This is a genomic window from Oricola indica, from assembly GCF_019966595.1.
GTDB lineage: Bacteria > Pseudomonadota > Alphaproteobacteria > Rhizobiales > Rhizobiaceae > Oricola > Oricola indica.
In genome coordinates, this window is sequence record NZ_JAINFJ010000001.1 from 513,372 (window position 1) to 533,341 (window position 19,970).

At 63.3% G+C, this 19,970-nt stretch carries 18 protein-coding genes; 6 read left to right on the forward strand and 12 right to left on the reverse strand.

The window, feature by feature from the left end:
* Positions 1 to 74 precede the first annotated feature (74 nt).
* Positions 75 to 2,468: a DUF3772 domain-containing protein gene (locus LC343_RS02435; protein WP_223475498.1), complete on the reverse strand. Its 2,394-nt coding sequence runs from the start codon at positions 2,466 to 2,468 to the stop codon at positions 75 to 77.
* Positions 2,469 to 2,786: 318 nt separating this feature from the next.
* Here LC343_RS02435 and LC343_RS02440 point away from each other — a divergent pair, with 318 nt between their 5' ends.
* The 4 genes from LC343_RS02440 to LC343_RS02455 are packed head-to-tail and all read left to right on the forward strand — an operon-like array spanning position 2,787 to position 7,829.
* Complete coding sequence (locus LC343_RS02440) at positions 2,787 to 4,046, forward strand: sarcosine oxidase subunit beta family protein (RefSeq protein WP_223475499.1); 1,260 nt, start codon at positions 2,787 to 2,789, stop codon at positions 4,044 to 4,046.
* A gap of 3 nt (positions 4,047 to 4,049) precedes the next feature.
* A complete protein-coding gene (locus tag LC343_RS02445; RefSeq protein WP_223475500.1) occupies positions 4,050 to 4,331 on the forward strand; it encodes a sarcosine oxidase subunit delta in 282 nt (93 codons plus the stop codon).
* Positions 4,328 to 7,207: a 2Fe-2S iron-sulfur cluster-binding protein gene (locus LC343_RS02450; RefSeq protein ID WP_223475501.1), complete on the forward strand. Its 2,880-nt coding sequence runs from the start codon at positions 4,328 to 4,330 to the stop codon at positions 7,205 to 7,207. Before LC343_RS02445 ends, LC343_RS02450 begins: the two co-directional genes overlap by 4 nt.
* On the forward strand, positions 7,200 to 7,829 hold the full coding sequence (locus LC343_RS02455; RefSeq protein WP_223475502.1) for a sarcosine oxidase subunit gamma family protein: 630 nt from the start codon (positions 7,200 to 7,202) through the stop codon (positions 7,827 to 7,829). Before LC343_RS02450 ends, LC343_RS02455 begins: the two co-directional genes overlap by 8 nt.
* 73 nt (positions 7,830 to 7,902) lie before the next feature.
* Here the strand turns inward: LC343_RS02455 and guaD are convergent, their stop codons facing one another.
* The 3 genes from guaD to LC343_RS02470 all read right to left on the reverse strand — a co-directional run bounded on the left by guaD (position 7,903) and on the right by LC343_RS02470 (position 11,108).
* A complete protein-coding gene (guaD, locus tag LC343_RS02460; RefSeq protein WP_223475503.1) occupies positions 7,903 to 9,216 on the reverse strand; it encodes a guanine deaminase in 1,314 nt (437 codons plus the stop codon).
* Positions 9,213 to 10,439 (reverse strand): urate hydroxylase PuuD, encoded by a 1,227-nt coding sequence (locus LC343_RS02465; RefSeq protein ID WP_223475504.1) that lies wholly within the window; start codon positions 10,437 to 10,439, stop codon positions 9,213 to 9,215. The genes guaD and LC343_RS02465 overlap by 4 nt, the downstream gene beginning before the upstream one ends.
* Before the next feature lie 102 nt (positions 10,440 to 10,541).
* Entirely contained in the window at positions 10,542 to 11,108 is a 567-nt protein-coding gene (locus tag LC343_RS02470) for a type 1 glutamine amidotransferase domain-containing protein (protein WP_223475505.1), read from the reverse strand.
* Between the two features lie 161 nt (positions 11,109 to 11,269).
* Here LC343_RS02470 and LC343_RS02475 point away from each other — a divergent pair, with 161 nt between their 5' ends.
* Positions 11,270 to 12,121: a class II glutamine amidotransferase gene (locus LC343_RS02475; protein WP_223475506.1), complete on the forward strand. Its 852-nt coding sequence runs from the start codon at positions 11,270 to 11,272 to the stop codon at positions 12,119 to 12,121.
* A gap of 86 nt (positions 12,122 to 12,207) precedes the next feature.
* Positions 12,208 to 12,603 (forward strand): DUF3775 domain-containing protein, encoded by a 396-nt coding sequence (locus LC343_RS02480; protein ID WP_223475507.1) that lies wholly within the window; start codon positions 12,208 to 12,210, stop codon positions 12,601 to 12,603.
* Here the strand turns inward: LC343_RS02480 and LC343_RS02485 are convergent.
* From LC343_RS02485 to LC343_RS02520, 8 genes are all read right to left on the reverse strand, one after another.
* Positions 12,595 to 13,491, reverse strand: coding sequence for a DMT family transporter (locus LC343_RS02485; RefSeq protein ID WP_223475508.1), 897 nt, complete (start codon positions 13,489 to 13,491; stop codon positions 12,595 to 12,597). The genes LC343_RS02480 and LC343_RS02485 overlap by 9 nt on opposite strands.
* Positions 13,492 to 13,595: 104 nt before the next feature.
* Positions 13,596 to 14,384, reverse strand: coding sequence for a hydrogenase nickel incorporation protein HypB (gene hypB, locus LC343_RS02490; protein WP_223475509.1), 789 nt, complete (start codon positions 14,382 to 14,384; stop codon positions 13,596 to 13,598).
* Positions 14,384 to 14,725: a hydrogenase maturation nickel metallochaperone HypA gene (hypA, locus tag LC343_RS02495; protein ID WP_223475510.1), complete on the reverse strand. Its 342-nt coding sequence runs from the start codon at positions 14,723 to 14,725 to the stop codon at positions 14,384 to 14,386. The genes hypB and hypA overlap by 1 nt, the downstream gene beginning before the upstream one ends.
* A gap of 12 nt (positions 14,726 to 14,737) precedes the next feature.
* Positions 14,738 to 15,220 carry a hydrogenase maturation protease gene (locus LC343_RS02500; protein ID WP_223475511.1) on the reverse strand — a complete coding sequence of 161 codons (483 nt, stop codon included), beginning with the start codon at positions 15,218 to 15,220 and terminating at the stop codon, positions 14,738 to 14,740.
* 10 nt (positions 15,221 to 15,230) lie between these two features.
* A complete protein-coding gene (locus LC343_RS02505; protein ID WP_223475512.1) occupies positions 15,231 to 16,673 on the reverse strand; it encodes a Ni/Fe hydrogenase subunit alpha in 1,443 nt (480 codons plus the stop codon).
* A 15-nt stretch (positions 16,674 to 16,688) separates the two neighbouring features.
* Entirely contained in the window at positions 16,689 to 17,258 is a 570-nt protein-coding gene (locus tag LC343_RS02510; protein WP_223475513.1) for an NADH-quinone oxidoreductase subunit B family protein, read from the reverse strand.
* Entirely contained in the window at positions 17,251 to 17,970 is a 720-nt protein-coding gene (locus LC343_RS02515; RefSeq protein ID WP_223475514.1) for a 2Fe-2S iron-sulfur cluster-binding protein, read from the reverse strand. Before LC343_RS02515 ends, LC343_RS02510 begins: the two co-directional genes overlap by 8 nt.
* On the reverse strand, positions 17,967 to 19,844 hold the full coding sequence (locus LC343_RS02520; RefSeq protein WP_223475515.1) for an NAD(P)H-dependent oxidoreductase subunit E: 1,878 nt from the start codon (positions 19,842 to 19,844) through the stop codon (positions 17,967 to 17,969). Before LC343_RS02520 ends, LC343_RS02515 begins: the two co-directional genes overlap by 4 nt.
* Positions 19,845 to 19,970 lie beyond the last annotated feature (126 nt).

Consider the following 19,970-nt stretch of genomic DNA (forward strand, 5'->3'; position numbering starts at 1 on the left):
TCCTTTCTTGCTTGCGGCTTTCGCCGCGACTTGCCGATCTTATACGAATTCCGGCCTGAACCGAAACTGAACGCCTATTCGTCGCGGTACCCGGTCGGGCTGGTCTCGATCGGGCCGAACGCGTCTCCGGTTTCTGCGACGACGTCCTCCTTGCCCATCACCCGCAAATTGACGTCGCGCTGCGGGAACGGAATCTCGATACCGGCCGCCTTGAACCGCTCGTGGATCGCGAAACGGATCTCCGTACCGACCGTCAACATGAAGTTGATGTCGGCCAGATAGACCCGCAAATCGAAATCGAGAGACGACTCGCCGAAATTGACGAACACCACATACGGCTCCGGGTTGGACAAGACGCGCGGATGGTCCTCGGCGATCGACATCAGGATCTCGCGCACCTGGTTCGGATCGGAATTGTAGGAAACGCCGACGGCCACTTCGACGCGGCCCAGCGTGTTGTGGTGCGTCCAGTTGCCGACCGAGGCGTTGATGAGATCGGAATTGGGCAGGATCACCGACTTGCGCTGGAACGTCTCGATTTCCGTGGCGCGAACATTGATCGCCTTCACCGTGCCGGAGATGCCGCCCGCCTCGATCCAGTCCCCCACCTTGAACGGACGTTCCGCGAGCAGGATCAGTCCGGATACGAAATTGGAGACGATGTTCTGCAGCCCGAAGCCGATGCCGAGCGACAGCGCGCCGGCAACGAGCGCCAGTTGCGACAGGTCGATCCCGGCGGCCGCGACCCCGACCAGCGCCGCCAATGTCACGCCGACATAGCCGATGCCCGTACGCACCGAGTTGCGCACGCCCGCATCGACGCGGCTGCGTTCCAGAACGTCCCGGTCGAGCCAGCGCTGGAATAGCTTGGTCAGCCAGAAACCGACGATGAAGACCACGATACCGGCAAGGATCCCCGTGATCGAGATCGAGATCGAGCCGACCGAGAACTCCGTGACCGTACCGAGCATCCAGCTGCGGATATCGCCCCACTTGAAGCCCCAGAGAAGCAGCAGCACCGGGATGCCGATGACGAGCAATGTCAGGGTCAGCAGGACACCGAGGACGAGGCCCAGCTGGTCGATCGCGGTTTCGGACATCTCCAGCTGGACGTGCAGACGCTTGCCCAGACGCGAATGGACCAGCGCCTTCTCGCGCGACAGCGCATGCGCGGCGAGATGGCCGAGATAGATCGTGGCGGCGACCGCGCCGGTGATGACGATCTGCTTGGAAACGAAATCCGCAAAGCCGATATAGCCGGCCGAAACCGCGATGATCAGTGCAGTTCCAGTCACCCACAACAGGAAGCGCAGCCAGCCCGGCCATGGTCGGTCCGGCGCACCGTCCTCGCCCGCGAAGGGGCGAACGGACGCGATCGCCAGCATGACAAGCCCGACGACGAAACTGCTTATCAGGCTCTTGGCGATGGTAATAGGCAGGGATTCACCAACGATTTTCAGGATCTGCGTGATCACATCGTCGGCGATGATGGTCACCGCCATTACAAGCACGAGCAGCTTCAGGAGCACCGCCGCGTGGTCCGTGACGGCAACAAGACGCCATTGCGAAAGCCTCGGAGCGAGGACCGCCTCGGACAGCTGCCAGATCAGGTAAATCACGCCCACGCCAAGGAAGACGGCCACCAGGATCTGGCCGATATCGTCACGCAGCACCGAGAAATGGTTGTAGAGTGCATAGACGAGCACCAGGAACAGCCAGACACCGGCGGCCGGCATGAGCGTTCCCAGGAAGCCGACGATCAGGCGGGAAAAATAGCCGGGCTCCACGGCCTCCGGATCGCGCCGCAGCAACCGCCCCAGATACCGTCGCGCAAACACAAGGAAAAGCAGCGCCGCCATGACCGAAAGCGCGGTCGCCGCGACCATCGATCCGGACTTGTAGCGCCATGCGAAATTGACCCAGGAGCCGATCTTGTTCGCGAAGACCGCGTACCGGTCGCGGATGTCGTCGATCAATTCCTGGCCGAAGGCGGCGGAAATGTCCGAGCGGCGCGACAGCGTGGTGGTGAACAATTCGCGGCGCGCCTCGCTGATGTCGTTGCTGAGCGTATTCGCCCGGACCGACAGGTCTTCCAGTTGCCCGATCAGCGTATTGATCAGCGCACGCTCTTCCAGCAGCGCTGCGCGCTGTTCCTGCAGCACCTGCGGTTCGGCCCCCTGCTCGATTTCGGGGCCGAGTTGCTCCAGCCGGATGCGGATTTCAGACAGACGCGGCGAGAGTTCAACACCGGTCGCAAGCACCGACTCCGAAAGGGTTTGCAGTCGCGTGGAGAGATCGACGAGCTTGCCATCGTCTTCCAGCACATTCCGGAATTCTTCGGAAATCTGCGTCAGTTCGCGCTCATAGGCCGACACGTCACTGGCCGCGCCTTCATGCGTCTGCGAAACGGCGGGCCATGAAGCCAGCAGCGCGAACGTGACGAGCAGAAATCTAAGGGCCGTATTCATCGGGCGGCTGATAACATGAATTGAAACTGCCGAAGAACAGATTTCCGCATCGTAACCTTAATGGCGCGGCCGGCTCGTCGCGATATCGTTAATGTGTGGCGAAAAATTGCCATGCACATCGAAGCGCCGCAGGTTAGGATCGACCACCGAGAAAATGATTGAAATGTCGCGTCCAACATCGCAAGGACACAGTGAAAACGGGATCATCGGCACCGACCGAAGCCATCAGTACGGGCGGATCGGTCGAGGCGCGAATCATGCCACAGCAATCGGCCCCGATGGCGGATCGAACATGAAAAACAGAAGGTCGCGAAGGTAATGGCGGAGTATTCTGCCTGGCAGGTTCTCCGGAACGCGGTGACCGGAAACACCGGCTGGAAACCCGCCTGGCGCAAACCGGAACCGAAACCGCAATACGACGTCGTCATCATCGGCGGCGGCGGTCACGGATTGTCCACCGCCTACTACCTTGCCGCCAATCACGGCCTGACCAATGTCGCCGTCTGCGAGAAGGGCTGGCTCGGATCGGGCAATATCGGCCGCAACACGACGATCGTGCGCTCGAACTACCTCCTCGAAGGCAACACGCCCTTTTACGAACACTCGATGAAGCTCTGGGAAAATCTCAGCCATGAGCTGAACTACAATGTGATGTTCTCCCAGCGCGGCATCATCAATCTGTGCCATACGCCCGCGCAAATGGACGACGCGGCGCGGCGCGGCAATGCGATGCAGCTTATGGGCGCCGACTCCCGGATGGTCATGCCGGACGAGTTGGCCCGGCGCATTCCCGGGCTCGATCTCTCGGCAAATGCCCGCTTTCCTGTGCTTGGCGGGCTGGAACAACCGCGGGCAGGCACGGCCCGCCATGACGCGGTCGCCTGGGGCTATGCGCGCGGCGCGGACCGGCGCGGCGTCGACATTCTGGAAAATTGCGAGGTCACCGGCTTCCTGCGCGATGGAGACCGGGTGACCGGCGTCATGACGTCACGCGGCGAGATCCGGGCCAAGAAGGTCGCCGTCTGCGTGGCCGGCTCGACCGGCGCCGTCATGAAGCTCGCCGGCATCGACACGCTGCCGATCGAGAGCCATGTCCTGCAGGCTTTCGTGACCGAGGCGCTGAAGCCGATGGTCGATACGGTGGTCACCTTCGGCGGCGGTCATCTCTACCTCTCGCAGTCGGACAAGGGCGGGCTCGTCTTCGGCGGCGACATCGACGGCTACAATACCTACGCCCAGCGCGGAAACCTGCCGATCGTCGAGGACGTCATGTCGGAGGCCGTCGCGCTGTTTCCCGCCGCCGCGAAGGTTCGGCTTTTGAGGTCGTGGGGCGGCATCATGGACATGTCCATGGACGGCTCGCCGATCATCACGACAGGGCCCCTGCCCGGCATGTATCTCAATTGCGGCTGGTGCTATGGCGGCTTCAAGGCGACCCCGGCGTCCGGCTGGTGTTTCGCCCACACGATCGCGAAGAACGAGCCGCATCCGCTCAACGCCGCCTATTCGCTCGACCGGTTCCACCGCGGCTATGTCATCGACGAGAAGGGCCAGGGCGCGACGCCCTGGAAGCATTGAGGCATGATCATCACTTGCCCGCATTGCGGCCCCCGCGACCTCGCCGAATTCACCTATCAAGGCGACGCGACCCTGAGCCGGCCCGAGCCCGCATCGACCGATCAGGAGGCCTGGAACGCCTATGTCTATGACCGGGCCAACCCCGCCGGCGAGCACCGCGAATACTGGCAGCACGCCGGTGGCTGCCGCAAGTTTCTCGTCGTCACGCGAAACACGCTGACGCACGCCATTTCCGGCGTCGAATTCGCGCCTGCGACCGGGTCCTCGCGGAGGAAGCGATCGTGACGTCGCACCGCATTTCGACTGGCGGCCGCATCGACCGTGACAAACCGGTCGCCTTCACCTTCGATGGCAAACGCTATTCCGGCTTCGAGGGCGACACGCTCGCCTCCGCGCTGCTTGCCAGCGGCGTCAGGCTGTTCGGCCGCTCGTTCAAATACCACCGCCCGCGCGGCCTGCTGGCAGCGGGATACGAGGAGCCGAACGCGCTCGTCACCGTGACGACCGACGGCGCGCGCGAGCCGAACATCCGCGCGACTGAACTGGAAATCCACGACGGGCTCGTCGCCGAAAGCCAGAACCGCTTTCCATCGCTTGCCTATGATCTGATGGCCGTTAACGGCCTGGCGGGAAAGGTCTTCAGCGCGGGCTTTTACTACAAGACCTTCATGGGACCCGTGATCGGACCGCTGAAGGGCACCCGCTTCTGGATGTTCTGCGAGACATTCATTCGCCGCGCGGCGGGTCTCGGCGCGGCGGGAACGACCCCCGACCCATCCCGCTACGAACGCATGAACGCCTTTTGCGACGTGCTGGTCGTCGGCTCCGGCCCTTCCGGCCTGGAAGCCGCCCGCAAGGCCGCGGCAGACGGCAAGCGCGTCATCCTGTGCGAAACCGCTGCAAGCTTCGGCGGCACCGCAAACTGGTCCGGCAAGGATGGCGAGATGTTCGCCGATACGGTGCTGTCCGGCCTGAAATCCGAACCAAATGTCCAGTTGCTGAACCGGACGACTGTCTGGGGCTATTACGACGGCAACACGCTGGCCGCGCTGGAGCGTGTGACGGACCATGTCGGTCGCCCGCGCGCCGGGAAACCGCGCCATCGCCATTGGGTCATCCGCGCCGGCCATGTCGTCATCGCCACGGGCGCGCTCGAACGCGGCTTCGTCTTTCCGGGCAATGACCGCCCCGGCGTCATGCTCGCCGATTCGGCGCAGCGTTTCGCCTGCGAATACGGCGCGCTGCCCGGCAGGCGGATGGTGGTCTTCGCCAACAATGACAGCGCCTACCAGGCCGCCGCGCGGCTGCGGGAACGCGGCGCCGAGATTGTCGCCATTGTCGATGTGAGGCCAACCGTCGGCGACTGGGCGCAATCGCTCGCGGCCGAAGCCGGCGCGGAAACCATCCCCGCCCACGCAGTCACTGGCACCTCCGGTGGAAAAAGCCTGACCGGCGTCACGATACGCGGGTTCGACGCGGAAACCGGAAACCTGTCGGGATCGAAGCGGCGCATCGCCTGCGACACGCTGCTGGTATCCGGAGGCTGGTCGCCGGTGCTCCACCTCGCCTCGCAGGCCGGCGCGAAACCGGTATGGAGCGACAAGCTGCACGCCTTCCTGCCGCCGGAAAGTGATGGCGCATGGGAAGCGGTCGGTTCCGCCGCCGGCGAAGGCATCGAACCGCCGGAGCCGGTTTTCGAGATCGCCGCGACGGGCGGCAAGGCCTTCGTCGATTTCCAGCACGATGTCACCGCTGACGATGTCCGCCTGGCGCATCGCGAGGGCTTCCAGTCGGTCGAACACCTGAAACGCTACACGACGCTCGGCATGGCGACGGACCAGGGCAAGACGGCCAATGTGCCAGGCATGGCGATCATGGCCGCCGCGCTCGGCAAGCCGATACCGGAAGTCGGCACAACGCGGTTCCGCCCGCCCTTCACCGGCGCATCGCTCGGCGCGCTCGCCGCCGAACGCTACGGAGACCTGCGCCCCGAACGCCTGACGCCGATGCATGATCAGCACGTCGCGGCGGGCGCGAACATGTATGCCGCCGGGCTGTGGTTCCGGCCCGAAAGCTATAACCGGCCGGGCGAAACCGTCGAGGAAGCCTATGTTCGCGAGGCGCGCAACGTGCGCCGCAATGTCGGCATCGTCGATGTCTCGACACTCGGCAAGATCGACATCCAGGGGCCCGATGCGGGCGAATTCCTCAACCGCGTCTACACCAACAATTTCGGGAGTTTGCCGGTCAACAAGGCTCGCTACGGGCTGATGCTGCGCGAGGACGGCTTCGCGCTCGATGACGGAACGACCTGGCGGCTGTCCGAAGACCGCTTCCTGATGACGACCACCACCGCCAATGCCGGGCGCGTCATGCAGCATATGGAGTTCTATCTCGAATGCGTCTGGCCGGATTTGCGGGTCAATCTGACCTCGGTCACCGACCAATGGGCCGGCGCGGCCGTCTCGGGCCCGAAAAGCCGCGACGTCCTGGCCGCCTGCGTCAAGCTCACCAAGGTCGACAATGACACGCTGCCCTTCATGGGCATCGTACACGGCAAGATCGCCGGCGCTCCGGTCATGATCTGCCGCCTCTCCTTCTCAGGCGAGCGGGCCTATGAGGTCTATTGCGGCGCGCATCACGGACCGCATGTCTGGGACGCCTTGATGAACGCCGGTGCGTCGCACGACATCCAGCCTTACGGCCTCGAAGCGCTTGGCACGCTTCGCATCGAGAAAGGCCACGTGACCGGCGCCGAGATCGACGGCCGAACGACGGCGCGCGATCTGCATCTCGACTGGATGCTGTCGAAGAAGAAGCCCTTCATCGGGTCCGCGATGATGGATCGCGAGGGCCTGACCGATCCACGGCGCTGGACACTGGTCGGCGTGATCTCGCTTTCCGGCGAGAAACTGCGCGGCGGCAGCCATATCGTCGACGGCCCGGCCGAAAAGCCCGGGCGAAGCCTCGGCCACATCACCGCAATGTGCTACTCGCCGCTCTACGGCAAATATATCGGGCTGGCGCTGGTCGAAAACGGCGTCGCCCGTATCGGCACACGTGGCTTCGCCACCGACCCGGCCCGGTCTAAGACGCATATCCCGGTCGAGTTCGTGAACCACGTCTTCTACGACCCCAAGGGAGGACGAATGCATGGCTAAGCAGCGTCCGGGTTTCATCGCCGATCCCGTCATGCGGGCACGCGCCGTTTCGCCGCTGGCCGGCCACATCGAGACCGGCCAATTCGGCGTCGCCGTCGGACAGAGCCCGTCCGTGCGCCTTGGTGAGCGTTTCGGCCTGTCGATCGCGGAAGTCACGGCCTGGAAAGGGCGCGAGAGCAAATGTCGCGCGGCGATCAAGGCCACTGCCAGCGCCGCCCTCAAGGTCGCGCCGGGAAGCGGCTCTGTAAAAACCGCGGCCGGCGCCTTCAACATCGCGCCCATGCGGTGGCTGGTCTCCGGCGAAAGCCCCGAACTGGTCGCCAACCTGGCTGACGCCGTGAGTGAAGACGGCACGGTGACCGATCTCAGCCATGGCCGCACGGTCATCCGGGTGGATGGGGAGAAAAGCCGGTGGGTTCTGGCAAAGCTGTTTGCGGTGGATCTTTCCGATGCGGCGATGCCGAGGGGCAATGGCCTGGCAACTGCCCATCACGACATCTTCGCGCAAATCCAGCGTGTCGGCGCGGATGCGTTCGACGTCTATGTCTTCCGCTCTTTCGCGCGGTCGTTCTGGCACCTTCTGTGCCGCTCCGCGGAGGAGGCCGGCTACCGGGTCGATTGACCCGGGAGCGCCTTCCCTTCTCGTCCGGTCCCGTTGTTCTTCTTGTTCGGCCGGCCCTGTACTTGACCCAGATTTAGGCGTTCCCGCGCCGGTGCGCTGTGACGCCTGACACAATGCTCGCAGCCACCGCGCGATCGTCGCCGAGGGTCTGCAGCAGGAACAATTCCTCCGAAAGCGTCTCGATCGTCTCCGCCCTTAGCGCCATTGCCGGGTTGGAGGCACTGTCGAGCACGACGAAATCGGCCTCATAGCCCGGCGCAAGCCTGCCGATCCGGTCTTCCATGCCGAGCGCCGCGGCATTGCCGAGCGTCGCCTGGTAGAAAGAGCGCAGCGGGTGATAGCGCTGCCCCTGCAGATTGAGCACCTTGTAGCCCTCGTCGAGCGTGCGCAGCATCGACCAGTTCGTGCCGCCGCCGATATCGGTCGCCACGGCATGGCGCGTCGCCGGCGTGGTCCCGCGCATCTTGTCGAGGTCGAAAAGACCGGAACCGAGAAAGAGGTTCGATGTCGGGCAGAACACGGCGACAGACCCGCTTTCCGCCATCCGCTCCATCTCGCGCGGACCCTGATGGATACAGTGGCCGAACAGCGTCTTCGGGCCGAGCAGCCCGTAATGATCGTAGATGTCCGTGTAATCCTTCGACCACGGAAAAAGCTCTGCGACCGTCTCGATCTCGCGGTGGTTCTCCGACAAATGCGTCTGCACCAGGCATTCGGGATGCTCGCGCACCAACGCGCCCGCCATCTCCATCTGTGCCTCGGTCGAGGTCAGCGCAAAACGCGGCGTCACGGCGACCTCGACACGGTCCTTGCCGTGCCATTGGGCGATCAGCGCATTGGTGTCGTCATAACCCGATTGCGGCGTGTCGGTGAGCGGCTCCGGCGCGTTGCGGTCCATCATCACCTTGCCGGCGATCATGCGCATGCCACGCGAGACGGCCGCACCGAGAAGCGCGTCCACCGAGCCCTTGTGCACCGAGCCATAGGCGATCGCGGTCGTTGTGCCGTGGGCGAGCAGCATCGAGAGGAACCGGTCCGCCATGCGCCCGGCATGCGCCGGATCGGCGTATTTCTGCTCCTCGACGAATGTGTAGGTGTTCAGCCATTCAAGCAGGCTGCCCGCATAAGAGGCGACGACCTGACCCTGCGGAAAATGGATATGGCAATCGACGAAACCCGGCAGGATCAGATGCGGGCGATGATCCACATAGTCGTCGCTGCGATAGTCCGCCGGCAGCTCGCTCCAGTCGCCCGACCAGGCGATCGTTCCGTCCGCGACGGCGATCGCGCCATCCTCGATGTAATGAAACGCTGTCGTGTCGTCGCCGCCGGCCGGTTCCCGCTCGAACCAGAGAAGCCGGCCGCGAAAGAGGGCCGTCGCGCTCACGAATCGCCGCGCCCGCGATACCACCGCACGAGCGCCGCGCGCTCTTCCGGCGGAATATCCGTCACGTTGCCCGGCGGCATGGCGTGGCTGACGCCAGCCTGCAGATAGATTTCGCGGGCGTGGTTGGCGATCCGGGCGTCGGTATCGAGCATGACCCGCTTGGGTGCCCAGTGAATGCCTTCCCACACCGGTTCGGCCGCATGGCACATCGAACAGCGCGACAGCACGACATCGCGCGCCTCGTCGAACCCCGCCGACGCCATCATCCGTTCCGCCCCCGGCGTCGCCAGTTCAGCGTCCTCGTCGACTTGGCGCATCGGGTTAGTCGACAGCCAGATGATGAACACGAAGATGACCGCCGTCAGAAGCCAGGTCCAGTTCGGCGTGCCTTTGCGGGCGTGTTTGGTGTTGAAATAATGCCGGATCAGCACGCCCATGATGAACACCAGCGACGCAATCACCCAGTTATAGGGCGTCGCGAAAGCCAGCGGGTAGTGGTTCGACAGCATCAGGAAGATGACGGGCAGCGTCAGGTAGTTGTTGTGCAGGGAGCGCTGCTTGGCCTGCTTGCCGAGCAGCGGATCGGGCGTCTCGCCCGCCTTCAGCGCCGCGACCACCTTGGTCTGGTTCGGAATGATGATGAAGAACACATTGGCGCTCATGATCGTCGCCGTAAAGGCGCCCAGATGCACGAATGTCGCGCGGCCAGTAAACAGATGCGTGTAACCCCACGCCATGAAGACCAGCAGAACGTAGAGCAGCAGCATCAGGCCGGTATCGCTCTTGCCCAGCGGCGACTTGCAGAGAAAGTCGTAGACGATCCAGCCGACCGTCAGCGATGCGAGAGAGATCACGATCGCGCCCCAGGCCGGGACGTCGAGCACGTTGCGGTCGATCAGGTAGAGTTCCGCGCCGGCGTAATAGAGCATCGCCATCAGCAACGCGCCGGACATCCAGGTGGCATAGGATTCCCACTTGAACCAGGTCAGGTGCTCCGGCATCGCGGCGGGCGCCACGAGGTACTTCTGGATATGGTAGAAACCGCCGCCATGGACCTGCCATTCCTCGCCATACACGCCGTCCGGAAGGCCCGGCCTTTGCGTCAGGCCCAGATCGAGGGCGATGAAATAAAATGACGAACCGATCCAGGCAATCGCGGTCACGACGTGAAGCCAGCGTGCGGCGAATGTCAGCCAGTCCCAGGCAATGGCGAAATCGAGCAAGGCAGTGTCCCCTGTAACGCCATTACCATGCCGATCAGGGGCTTAAAGGCAAGTCTTAAGTGCAGCGCAGCATGAATGCTGCGCTGCATTTTTCCGGTTTCGTCAGGCCGCGAGCCGACGCTCTTCGTGGCGGCCTTCCTCGATTTCCTCGATGATCTTCGCGACAAAGGCATCGAGGTCCTTGGGCGAGCGTGACGTCACGATGCCGCCGTCGGCGACCACCTCCGCGTCCCGCCAGTTCGCGCCGGCATTGACGAGGTCGGTCTTGATGGAATGGTACGAGGTCATGTCGCGCCCCTCGACCGCCCCCGCCTCGGCGAGAAGCCACGGGCCGTGACAGATCGCGGCGACGACCTTGCCGCTCTTCAGGAAAGTCTTGACGATCGCCATGGCGTCGGTGTCGACGCGCAGTATGTCCGGGTTGATCTGGCCGCCCGGAAGGACGAGCGCATCGTATTCGGAGAGGTCGGCGTCGGCCGCGGCCAGATCGGCATCGACCGTTTCGCCCCAGTCGCCATTGTCCCAGCTCTTGATGGCGCGCTTCTCGGGCGCCGCGACATCGACGATCGCGCCCGCGAGTTTCAGCTTCTGCAAGGGCACGAAAAGCTCCGATTTCTCGAAACCGTCGGTCGCGAGGATAAGAACTCTGGATTCGGTAATCTTGGGCATTGTCAGTCTCCATTTCGGTTGGTGACATCGACCCAATGCGAAGGATGGACTTCCGTTCCCTCACGTTTCGCTACGGCGCTGAAGGCAGGGAAACCGCGCCGAGATTGACATTGCGCAAGGCGCATACGAAATCAGAAGGGCTATCGAAAACAGCCAACGGAATGGAGATCGAATCGGTGTGCCGCCTGTATGCGATGCGCGCGAGCGAACCGACAAAGGTCGAGTGCAGTCTCGTGCTCGCGCAGAACGCCCTCATGCAGCAAAGCCAGGGGGACGCGGAAGGCTTGGTGCACGGCCACGGCTGGGGCGTCGCCGATTATCGCGAAACCGTTCCGATGATCGAGAAACAGACCTGGGCAGCCTATCACGGCGAACACTTCCGCAAGACGGCGGCACGCGTCTATGCGCACACCGTCGTGGCCCACGTCCGACAGGCGACTGTCGGCGGCACGGCGCTGGAAAACACCCATCCCTTTCAGAACGGACGCTGGGTCTTCGCCCATAACGGCACGGTGCCCAATTTCGACCGCGTGCGCGACCTGATGATCGACCACATCGATCCGCTGCTGCGAAACGACATCAAGGGCATCACCGACAGCGAGCATGTCTTCTACTACCTGCTGACGAGGATCATGCGCCATCCTGACCAGCCGCTGCACGAGGTCGTCGGGCGCGCCCTGCGGCAGATCATCGACTGGTCCCATTCCGTCGATCCCAACGAAGAGGTCGGCCTGAACATTGTCCTGACGGACGGCGACCGGCTGGTCGGTTCGCGCTACAATCGCACGCTCTGGCATCTGGTGAAGACCGATGTCGCCGTCTGCGGCGTCTGCGGCCGCACGCATGTGCAACACGATACCGGCGCCGATTACCGTGCGGTCGAAATTGCCTCTGAGCCGATCAGCGGCGAGAATTGGCAGTCATTCGCCAATGGCGTCGTCTACGCCATCGACAAGGATCTTCATTTCCGCATCGATCCCCTGCCGGCACGGGCGGGTGCGGTCGCGGCGTGAACGATCGCGGCGCTTGACTGAAATCAAGGGAACGAAACGGCCGGAAGCTAGTTTCGCTTCAAGACACGCGGCAAGTGGAGGAATTCATGGCCGAAATTGCAATCGACAGCGTTGAACTCGAAGCCTTGATCCTGCGAATGCGCGTGCTCATGGCCCGCGAAGAGACCGATGTCTCCGACCCGGGCGGCAACCCGTCCGACGACGAGGTGCCCGCCGCCCTTCAGGAACTGTCCGGCGACCTCACCCGCACCGAACTCGTCCAGGAAATCGAAAGCCTCAATGACGACCAGCAGGACGCGCTGGTGACGCTCTACTGGATCGGTCGCGGCGATGCCGAGCCGCAGGAATGGGACGCGACGATCGCGCTCGCCCGCCAGCGGCACGAGGGATCGACGGCCGAATACCTGCTTTCCCACCCGCTGGTCCCCGACCAGATCGAGGAAGGCTGGGAGAAGATGCGCGAATCCGGCGAGCTAGACTGAGGTCGCCGCCGCGCGAGCAGCCCTGCGTTCGGCATTGATGTTGAGCAGGTTGCCGGCAAGGATCACCGCACCACCCAGGAAGACCGTCAGTTCGAGCGGCTCGCCATAGATCAGCATGCCGAGCACGGCGATGAATGGCAGGCGCAGGAACTCCATCGGCGCGACCACCGAGGCCGGCGCATGCGACAGCGCCGATGTCAGGCAATAATGAGCCGTCAGGCCGGCTACGCCGACAACGACGATCCATGGCACGAGCGCGGCCGAGAACATGGTCATCCCGCCCGGCGCGGCGAGCGCGAAGCCCATCACCGTCTGGCTCGCCGTCATCCAGAAGATGACGCACAGGGTCGTGTCGGTGCGCATCAGCTTCTTCGTGAAAAGCGTGTTCAGCGCAAATCCGACCGCGGCTCCAAGCCCGGCGAAATGGCCAGCCTCCAGCGGAGCGACACCCGGGCGCGCCACGATCAGCACGCCGATGAAACCCAGCAGGGCACCGACCGCCCTCGCCCGCGTCATCCTCTCGCCAAGCAGCAGCGGCGCCAAAAGAGCGACCCAGATCGGGTTTGTGAATTCGAGGGCAACGAGCTGGGCAAGCGGAATGACCGCGACGCCGTAGAACCAGAGATTCTGCCCGGTAAAATGAAAGACGTTGCGCAGGATGTGCAGCCCCGCCTTCTGCGTCTTCACCTGCGAGAACCCGCGCTTCGAAAACGAGATGACGACACAGATCAGGACGAAACCGATCACCGAGCGGTAGGCCATCAGTTCGAACGTGTCGAGTTCGGCCTGGATCTCGCGGCCCGAGATGGCCATTGACGCGAATGAGAGGATCGCGCCGCCCATCCACATGGCGGCCGTCATCGGTGAAGAGGAAGAAGAAGAACTCATGGTCGCTCGTGATTAGTCGAGCGCGCCACGATCACCAAGCGGAAAACGCTGTTCCCTTGCGGTACCGGAACAAAGTCTTGCCGACCGTCGGGATGTCGATCCCGCTACTCCGCGGCGGTGCCGAGCGGATAGCCGGCAAGCGCCATCCCGCGCGCCGCCGTCAGCCAGGCGATCCACGCCTCCATGCCCTCGCCGCTGCGCGCGGAAACCTGCAGGACCTTGATCGACGGATTGACCTTGCGGGCATTCGCAATTGTTTCGGCAACGTCGAAATCGAGATGCGGCAACAGATCGGACTTGTTGAGCAGGACAAGGTCGGAAGCCGCGAACATGTCAGGATACTTGAGTGGCTTGTCCTCGCCCTCGGTCACGGACAGGATTGCGACCTTGTGCGCTTCGCCGAGATCGAACGCCGCCGGGCAGACGAGATTGCCGACATTCTCGATAAACACGACCGAGCCCTCGGAGGGCGCGAGGCGCTCCACCGCGTGACCGACCATATGCGCATCGAGATGGCAGCCCTTGCCCGTATTGATCTGCACGGCCGGCGCGCCCGTTGCGCGGATGCGGTCGGCGTCGTTCGACGTCTGCTGATCACCCTCGACGACGTAGCTTTTCAGCCGCCCGCCCAGCATCCCGATGGTCTTGACCAGCAGCGCCGTCTTGCCGGATCCGGGGCTCGAAACGAGATTCAGCGCCAGAATGCCGCGCTCGGCGAAAAACGAACGGTTTTCAGCGGCATAGGCATTGTTCTTGGCAAGGATGTCGAGTTCCAGCGCGATCGTGCGGCTGTCCTCCGCATGACTTTGGCCGTGATCATGATCGTGGTGGTGGCCATGCGCCGCGCCCTCGATCCGGGCGCCGTCGCCGCCGCATCCGCAGGTGGTACACATCAATTCACCTCCAGTTCCCTGATCCGGAATTCCTCGCCGCGCGTCACCTTGCGGTGATGCGACCCGCACATCGGGCACGGATCGTAGCGCTCGGCGATCGCACTGGTTGCGCCGCAGTCGAGACACTCTGCCAGAGCCTCGGTCTCGATGATATCCAGCGTCGCGTCTTCGGCGAGGCTCCCGCGCATCACGACATCGAAGCCGAAACGCAGCGCTTCCGGCTCCACGCAGGAGAGCGATCCGATCTCGACGCTGACCCGCGTCACCTTCTCGAAATTCTGCGCGAGCGCCTGTTCCTTCAATATGCCGAGAATGTTCTCGCAAAGCGACATCTCATGCATCGCACTGTCCGATCAAGCCGCGCCCGTCACGGTCCGGACAGGCTGTTGCCATCCGCTCGTGACGGAATCCGTCTCGCCATACCATTGCAGGAAGAAAGCTTCGGCAAGATCGAGATTGCTCCGCGCCGTCTCGCTCAGCCCTTCCTTCACCTCGCCGAACTCCCGGCCCGCAATACCCAGCAGATAGGCTTCGGGTTCGCTGTCATAAAGCGTCTTCGCCAAAGCGAGCACGGTGGCGGGCGTGAGGCTGTGGCTCGTCAGCGTTCCCGCACCCGCCCGGACTTCTGCGAAATCATACGCGCCTTCGGCCTCCAGCGACGCATCGACGAAAACGACTTTGTCCGCCTCGGACACCGCCAGCGCATGATCGACGGTCAACTGGTAGTCTATATCCACCGACAGGCCCGGGAGACCGGCGCTTTCGATGCGGTCGGCGAAAGCCGGGCCCAGCCCGTCATCGCCCCGTCCGCTGTTTCCATAGCCGATCAGCAGCACCACCATCTCCTCACGCGGCCTGCGCGCGGCTATCGACCAGCGCGCCGTCGGCGTCGAACAGTTCTATCTGCAAGGGCATCTGCCCGAGCGCATGGGTTGCGCAGGAAAGGCACGGGTCATAGGCGCGGATCGCCACCTCGACATGGTTCAGCATGCCCTCGGTGATCTGCTCGTGCCCCGACAGGTGTTTGACAGCCACGTCCTTGACCGCCTTGTTCATCGCGTCGTTGTTGTGCGTCGTCGAAACGATGAGATTGCAATAGGTTACCTGGTCGTTCTCATCCACCTGGTAGTGGTGAATGAGGTTGCCGCGCGGGGCCTCTATGACGCCGACACCTTCCTCGCGACGGTCTCCCTTCGCCTGCAGGTCGGTTCCCTGAAGGTCCGGATCATGCAGGAGTTCCCTGATCTTCTCGACGCAGTGCACCACCTCGATCATCCGCGCCCAGTGATTGTTCAGCGCGGCATTGTTCGGTGCGCCGCCCGTTACCGCCTTCAATTCCTTGTGCGCCTCATTGGCGAGCGGCGTGTCGATGAAGCTTGCTGTGTTCATGCGCGCCAGCGGCCCGACACGATACCAGCCCTTTTCGGCGCCGAGATCGCGAATGAAGGGGAACTTCATGTAGGACCACGACCGCACATCCTCGACGATCTTCTCGTGATAGCGGCTGTATTCCAGCTGGTCGAAGATGACATCGCCCTGCGGATCGAGGGCGCGCAGATTGCCGTGATAGAGATCCAGCGCTCCGTCGCCCTCGCGCACGATGGACATGAAATTCGAGGGGAACGACGCAAAATTGTCCACGATGTCCGCATGATCGAGGCTGTAGCCGCGGGCGAGCGCCAGAGCGTCGAGCGCCCATTCTTCCATGTCGGCGATCGTCTTCAGGAAGGCGTCGCGGGTTTCGATCGGCAGGTTCCGGTTGATTCCCCCGGGGATCGCCCCTGTGCCGTGGATCTTCTTGCCGGCCGTCGCCTCGATGATCTCCTGGCCGAATTTCCGCATAAGGACCGCGCGGCGGCCAAGCTCCGGGTTCTCCTTGATGACCTCGAAGATGTTGCGCTTTTCGGCCGGCGCGCCGAAGCCGAACAGCAGATCGGGCGCTGACAGGTGAAAGAAATGCAGCACGTGGCTCTGCATCACCTGGCCGTAATGCATCAGCCGGCGCATCTTTTCCGCCGTCGGCGGCAATTCGTCGACGCCGCAGATGACATCCATCGCCTTGGCAGCTGCGAGATGGTGGCTGACCGGGCAGATGCCGCACAGGCGCTGCACGATGACCGGCACCTCCCAGAGCAGGCGGCCGCGAATGAAGCGTTCGAAACCGCGAAACTCGACGATATGCAGGCGCGCCTCGTCGACATTGTTGTCGCGGTCGAGATGGATCGTCACCTTGCCGTGCCCCTCGACGCGGGTCACAGGCGAAATCTCGATCAGTCTGGGTTCGGCCATGTCGCGCCGCTCCAATCAGTCAAATTTGATATGCATGCGGTCGAAACCGTGGAATTTGCCCGCGAGCAGGCTCGTCAGCGTCTCGTAGATGACATCGCCGGTCGGCGCGCAACCGGGAATCTGGTAATCGATCTCGACCACTTCCGAGCACGGATAAACCTCGTCGAGCAGCAGCGGCAGCGCCGGGTCGTTCGGGATGTCGTGCGTCGTATTGCGGATGTAGCGGCCGGTTATATACGCCTCCTCGAGGCACTCCCGCAAAGGCGCATCGGAATGCATGATGGCGTTGCGCATCACCGGCAGGCCACCCATGATCGCGCATTGGCCGATGGCGATCAGCACGTCGCAATTGCGCCGGAAATCGCGCAGGACATGCACGTTTTCCTCGTTGCAGCAGCCACCCTCGATGATGCCGATGTCGCAGCGCTGCGTGAACCGCTTGATATCGGTCAGCGGCGACCGGTCGATCTCGACAAGCTTCATCAGTTCGATGAGCCGCTCGTCGATGTCGAGGATCGCCATGTGGCAGCCGAAGCATCCGGCGAGCGAAGTCGTCGCGATACGGGCTTTTCTGGGTTCAGCCACGGCGCTTCCCCTCGATCTCGTAGCCGATCAGGCCCTTGTCGAATTCGCGTTCACCGATCGGCGTCACGAAGCCGACCCGCTTGCGGATGATGCAGCCGACCGGGCAGACCTCGTCCGACATCGCGTGATCGGCGGCATCCGCATCCGTATGGGCGAGATCTTCGCCATTGACCGCGACGCGGCGGTGAATGCCGCGCCCGACATAGCCGAACACGCCCTTGCCATCGACGTCCTTCGAAGCCCGGATGCACCGTCCGCAGCTGATGCAGCGATTGGTGTCGAGCGCGATATCGGGGTGCGACGCATCGACGGCGCGGCAGGGTTCCAGATAGGGAAACCGCGTCGGGTCGACCATCTCCAGCCGGTAGGCCATGGCCTGCAACTCGCAATTGCCGCTGGCTTCGCAGATCGGGCAGAGATGATTGCCTTCGTGAAACAGCATCTCCACCAGATCGCGCCGCATTTTGTTCACATGCGTGTTTTCGTTTTCGACCGCGATTCCGGCCGCGGCGGGCTGCGTGCAGGCGGCGACGCTGCGCCCGTTCGCCTTGACCGTACAGACCCGGCAGCCGCCCTGATGGCGCAATCCCTCGTGGTCGCACAGGCGCGGAATGTAGATGCCCGCCTCGTCGGCAGCCTCCATGATCGTCTGGCCGGGCTTCGCCGTGATTTCGACGCCGTCGATCGTGAATGTGATGTCCTGATCGCTCACTTCGAAAAATCCCTGTCGTAGATGTAGGAGCGGCGCTTCGCCAGTTTGCGCGCGCCTTCGATGGCCGACTGGATATCGAATGTCGCCCGGATCCGGTCCTTCGACGGTTTGACCATCGCGGAATAGACGAGGGGAAAGTTTTCGAGCGTGGTCAGGATCGGGTTGGGCGAAGTCATGCCGAGCCCACAGCGGCTGGTCTCGATGATCGTGCCCGACAGGTCCTTGAGGTAATCGATGTCCTCCGGATTGGCGAGGCCCTTGCGGAACTTGCCGATCGCCTTTTGCAGGAACACGTTGCCGACCCGGCACGGCGTGCAGTAGCCGCAGCTCTCATGTACGAAAAAGGACATGTAGTATTCGACGATCTCCAGCACGTTCCGCTCGCCGGAAAAGACGATCACCGCCCCGCCGGTCGCAAGGTCGTCGAAGGTCAGCCGGCGATGGAAGCTGTCGCGGGCGATCATGGTTCCGGACGGCCCGCCGACCTGCACCGCCGCCGCGTCTTCGCCGCCGACCATCTCCAGCAATTCGCGAACCTCGAGACCGTAAGGCAATTCGTAGATGCCTGGATTGAGGCAATCGCCGGACACGCTGAAAAGCTTGGTACCGTGGCTGCCCTCCTCGCCCATGTCGAAGAACCATTGCGCGCCGCGATCGAGAATCCGGGCCGCATGGCAGAAGGTCTCGACATTGTTGACGACGGTCGGAAAGCCGAGATAGCCGCGATTGACAGGGAAAGGCGGCCGCGTCTTCGGTTCGCCGGGCAGCCCCTCGCATGAACTGATCAGCGCGCCTTCCTCGCCGCATATATAGGCCCCCGCGCCCATCTGGACGCGCAGGTCGAAATCGAACCCGTCGATGCCGAGGATATTCGCGCCCAGCAGACCGCGCGCACGGCGATCCGCGAGGACCTCTTCGATCAGTTCGCGCAGATAGACATATTCGCCGCGGAGATAGATGATCCCCTCGCGCGCGCCGACGGCCCGTGCGGCGATGGTCATGCCCTCGACCAGCAGATGCGGCCGCTCGGTCAGCAGGACACGATCCTTGAAGGTTCCGGGCTCGCCCTCGTCCGCATTGCACAGGACGTAGCGCTTCTCCGCCGGTTCGCTCGCCGCGAAGCGCCATTTGCGCCCCGTCGTGAAGCCGGCCCCGCCGCAGCCGCGCAAGCCGCTTGCCTCGATCGTGTCGATGATCTGCGCCGGCGCCATGTCGAGCGCCTTTTTCAGTCCGGCGCTGTCGGGCACGGGACCAAGCAGAACAGCGCCCGCATGGCGAATATTATTCTCCACCTGCTCTGTTGCCCGCGCATGCGGCGTCAATTCGGAAAAACGCTCCGAGACGATCTCTTCCGGCGGCGTGCCGGCCTTGAGCGCCTGCGCCCATTGCCGGGCGCGCTCGGGGGTCAGGCTCGTCACCACGACGTCGTTGACCATCGCGGCCGGAGCCTGGTCGCACAGGCCGATACAGGGCGTGTATTCCAGCGAGAACGCACCGTCGCCGGAGGTCTCGCCCATCCCGATGCCCAGTTCCTGCTCGAAAATACCCGCGACCTCGGCAAGCCCGGCAAAGCGGTCGACAATGTCGTCGCACAGCCTGATCGTCACGCGGCCTTTCGGCGTTTGCGACAGGAACGAATAGAAGCTCGCCACGCCCTCGACCTCGATCCTCGAGAGACCGGTCTGGCGGGCGACGGTCTCCATCACCTTCGGCGAAATCCAGCGAAACCGGTCCTGCACCTCGCGCAGGATATCGAGCATGCGATGCCGGTCATTGGCGTAGGTTTCGCAGATCGCGACGATCTGTTCTTCCGGTATCGACGGGACGGAAACGGTCGGGCCGGCCGGGTCGCCTGATTGAGCGGCTGTGGACATGCTATCTCCGCTGCTCGGCTCGCAAGCATTCGGCACATGTCAGGTCAATGAGCCGTGCCGGTCCATCCAAGATGAAACTGGCCACTTTGCTCGCTGACATGATCGGCTTACTCGCTGAAAATGGCT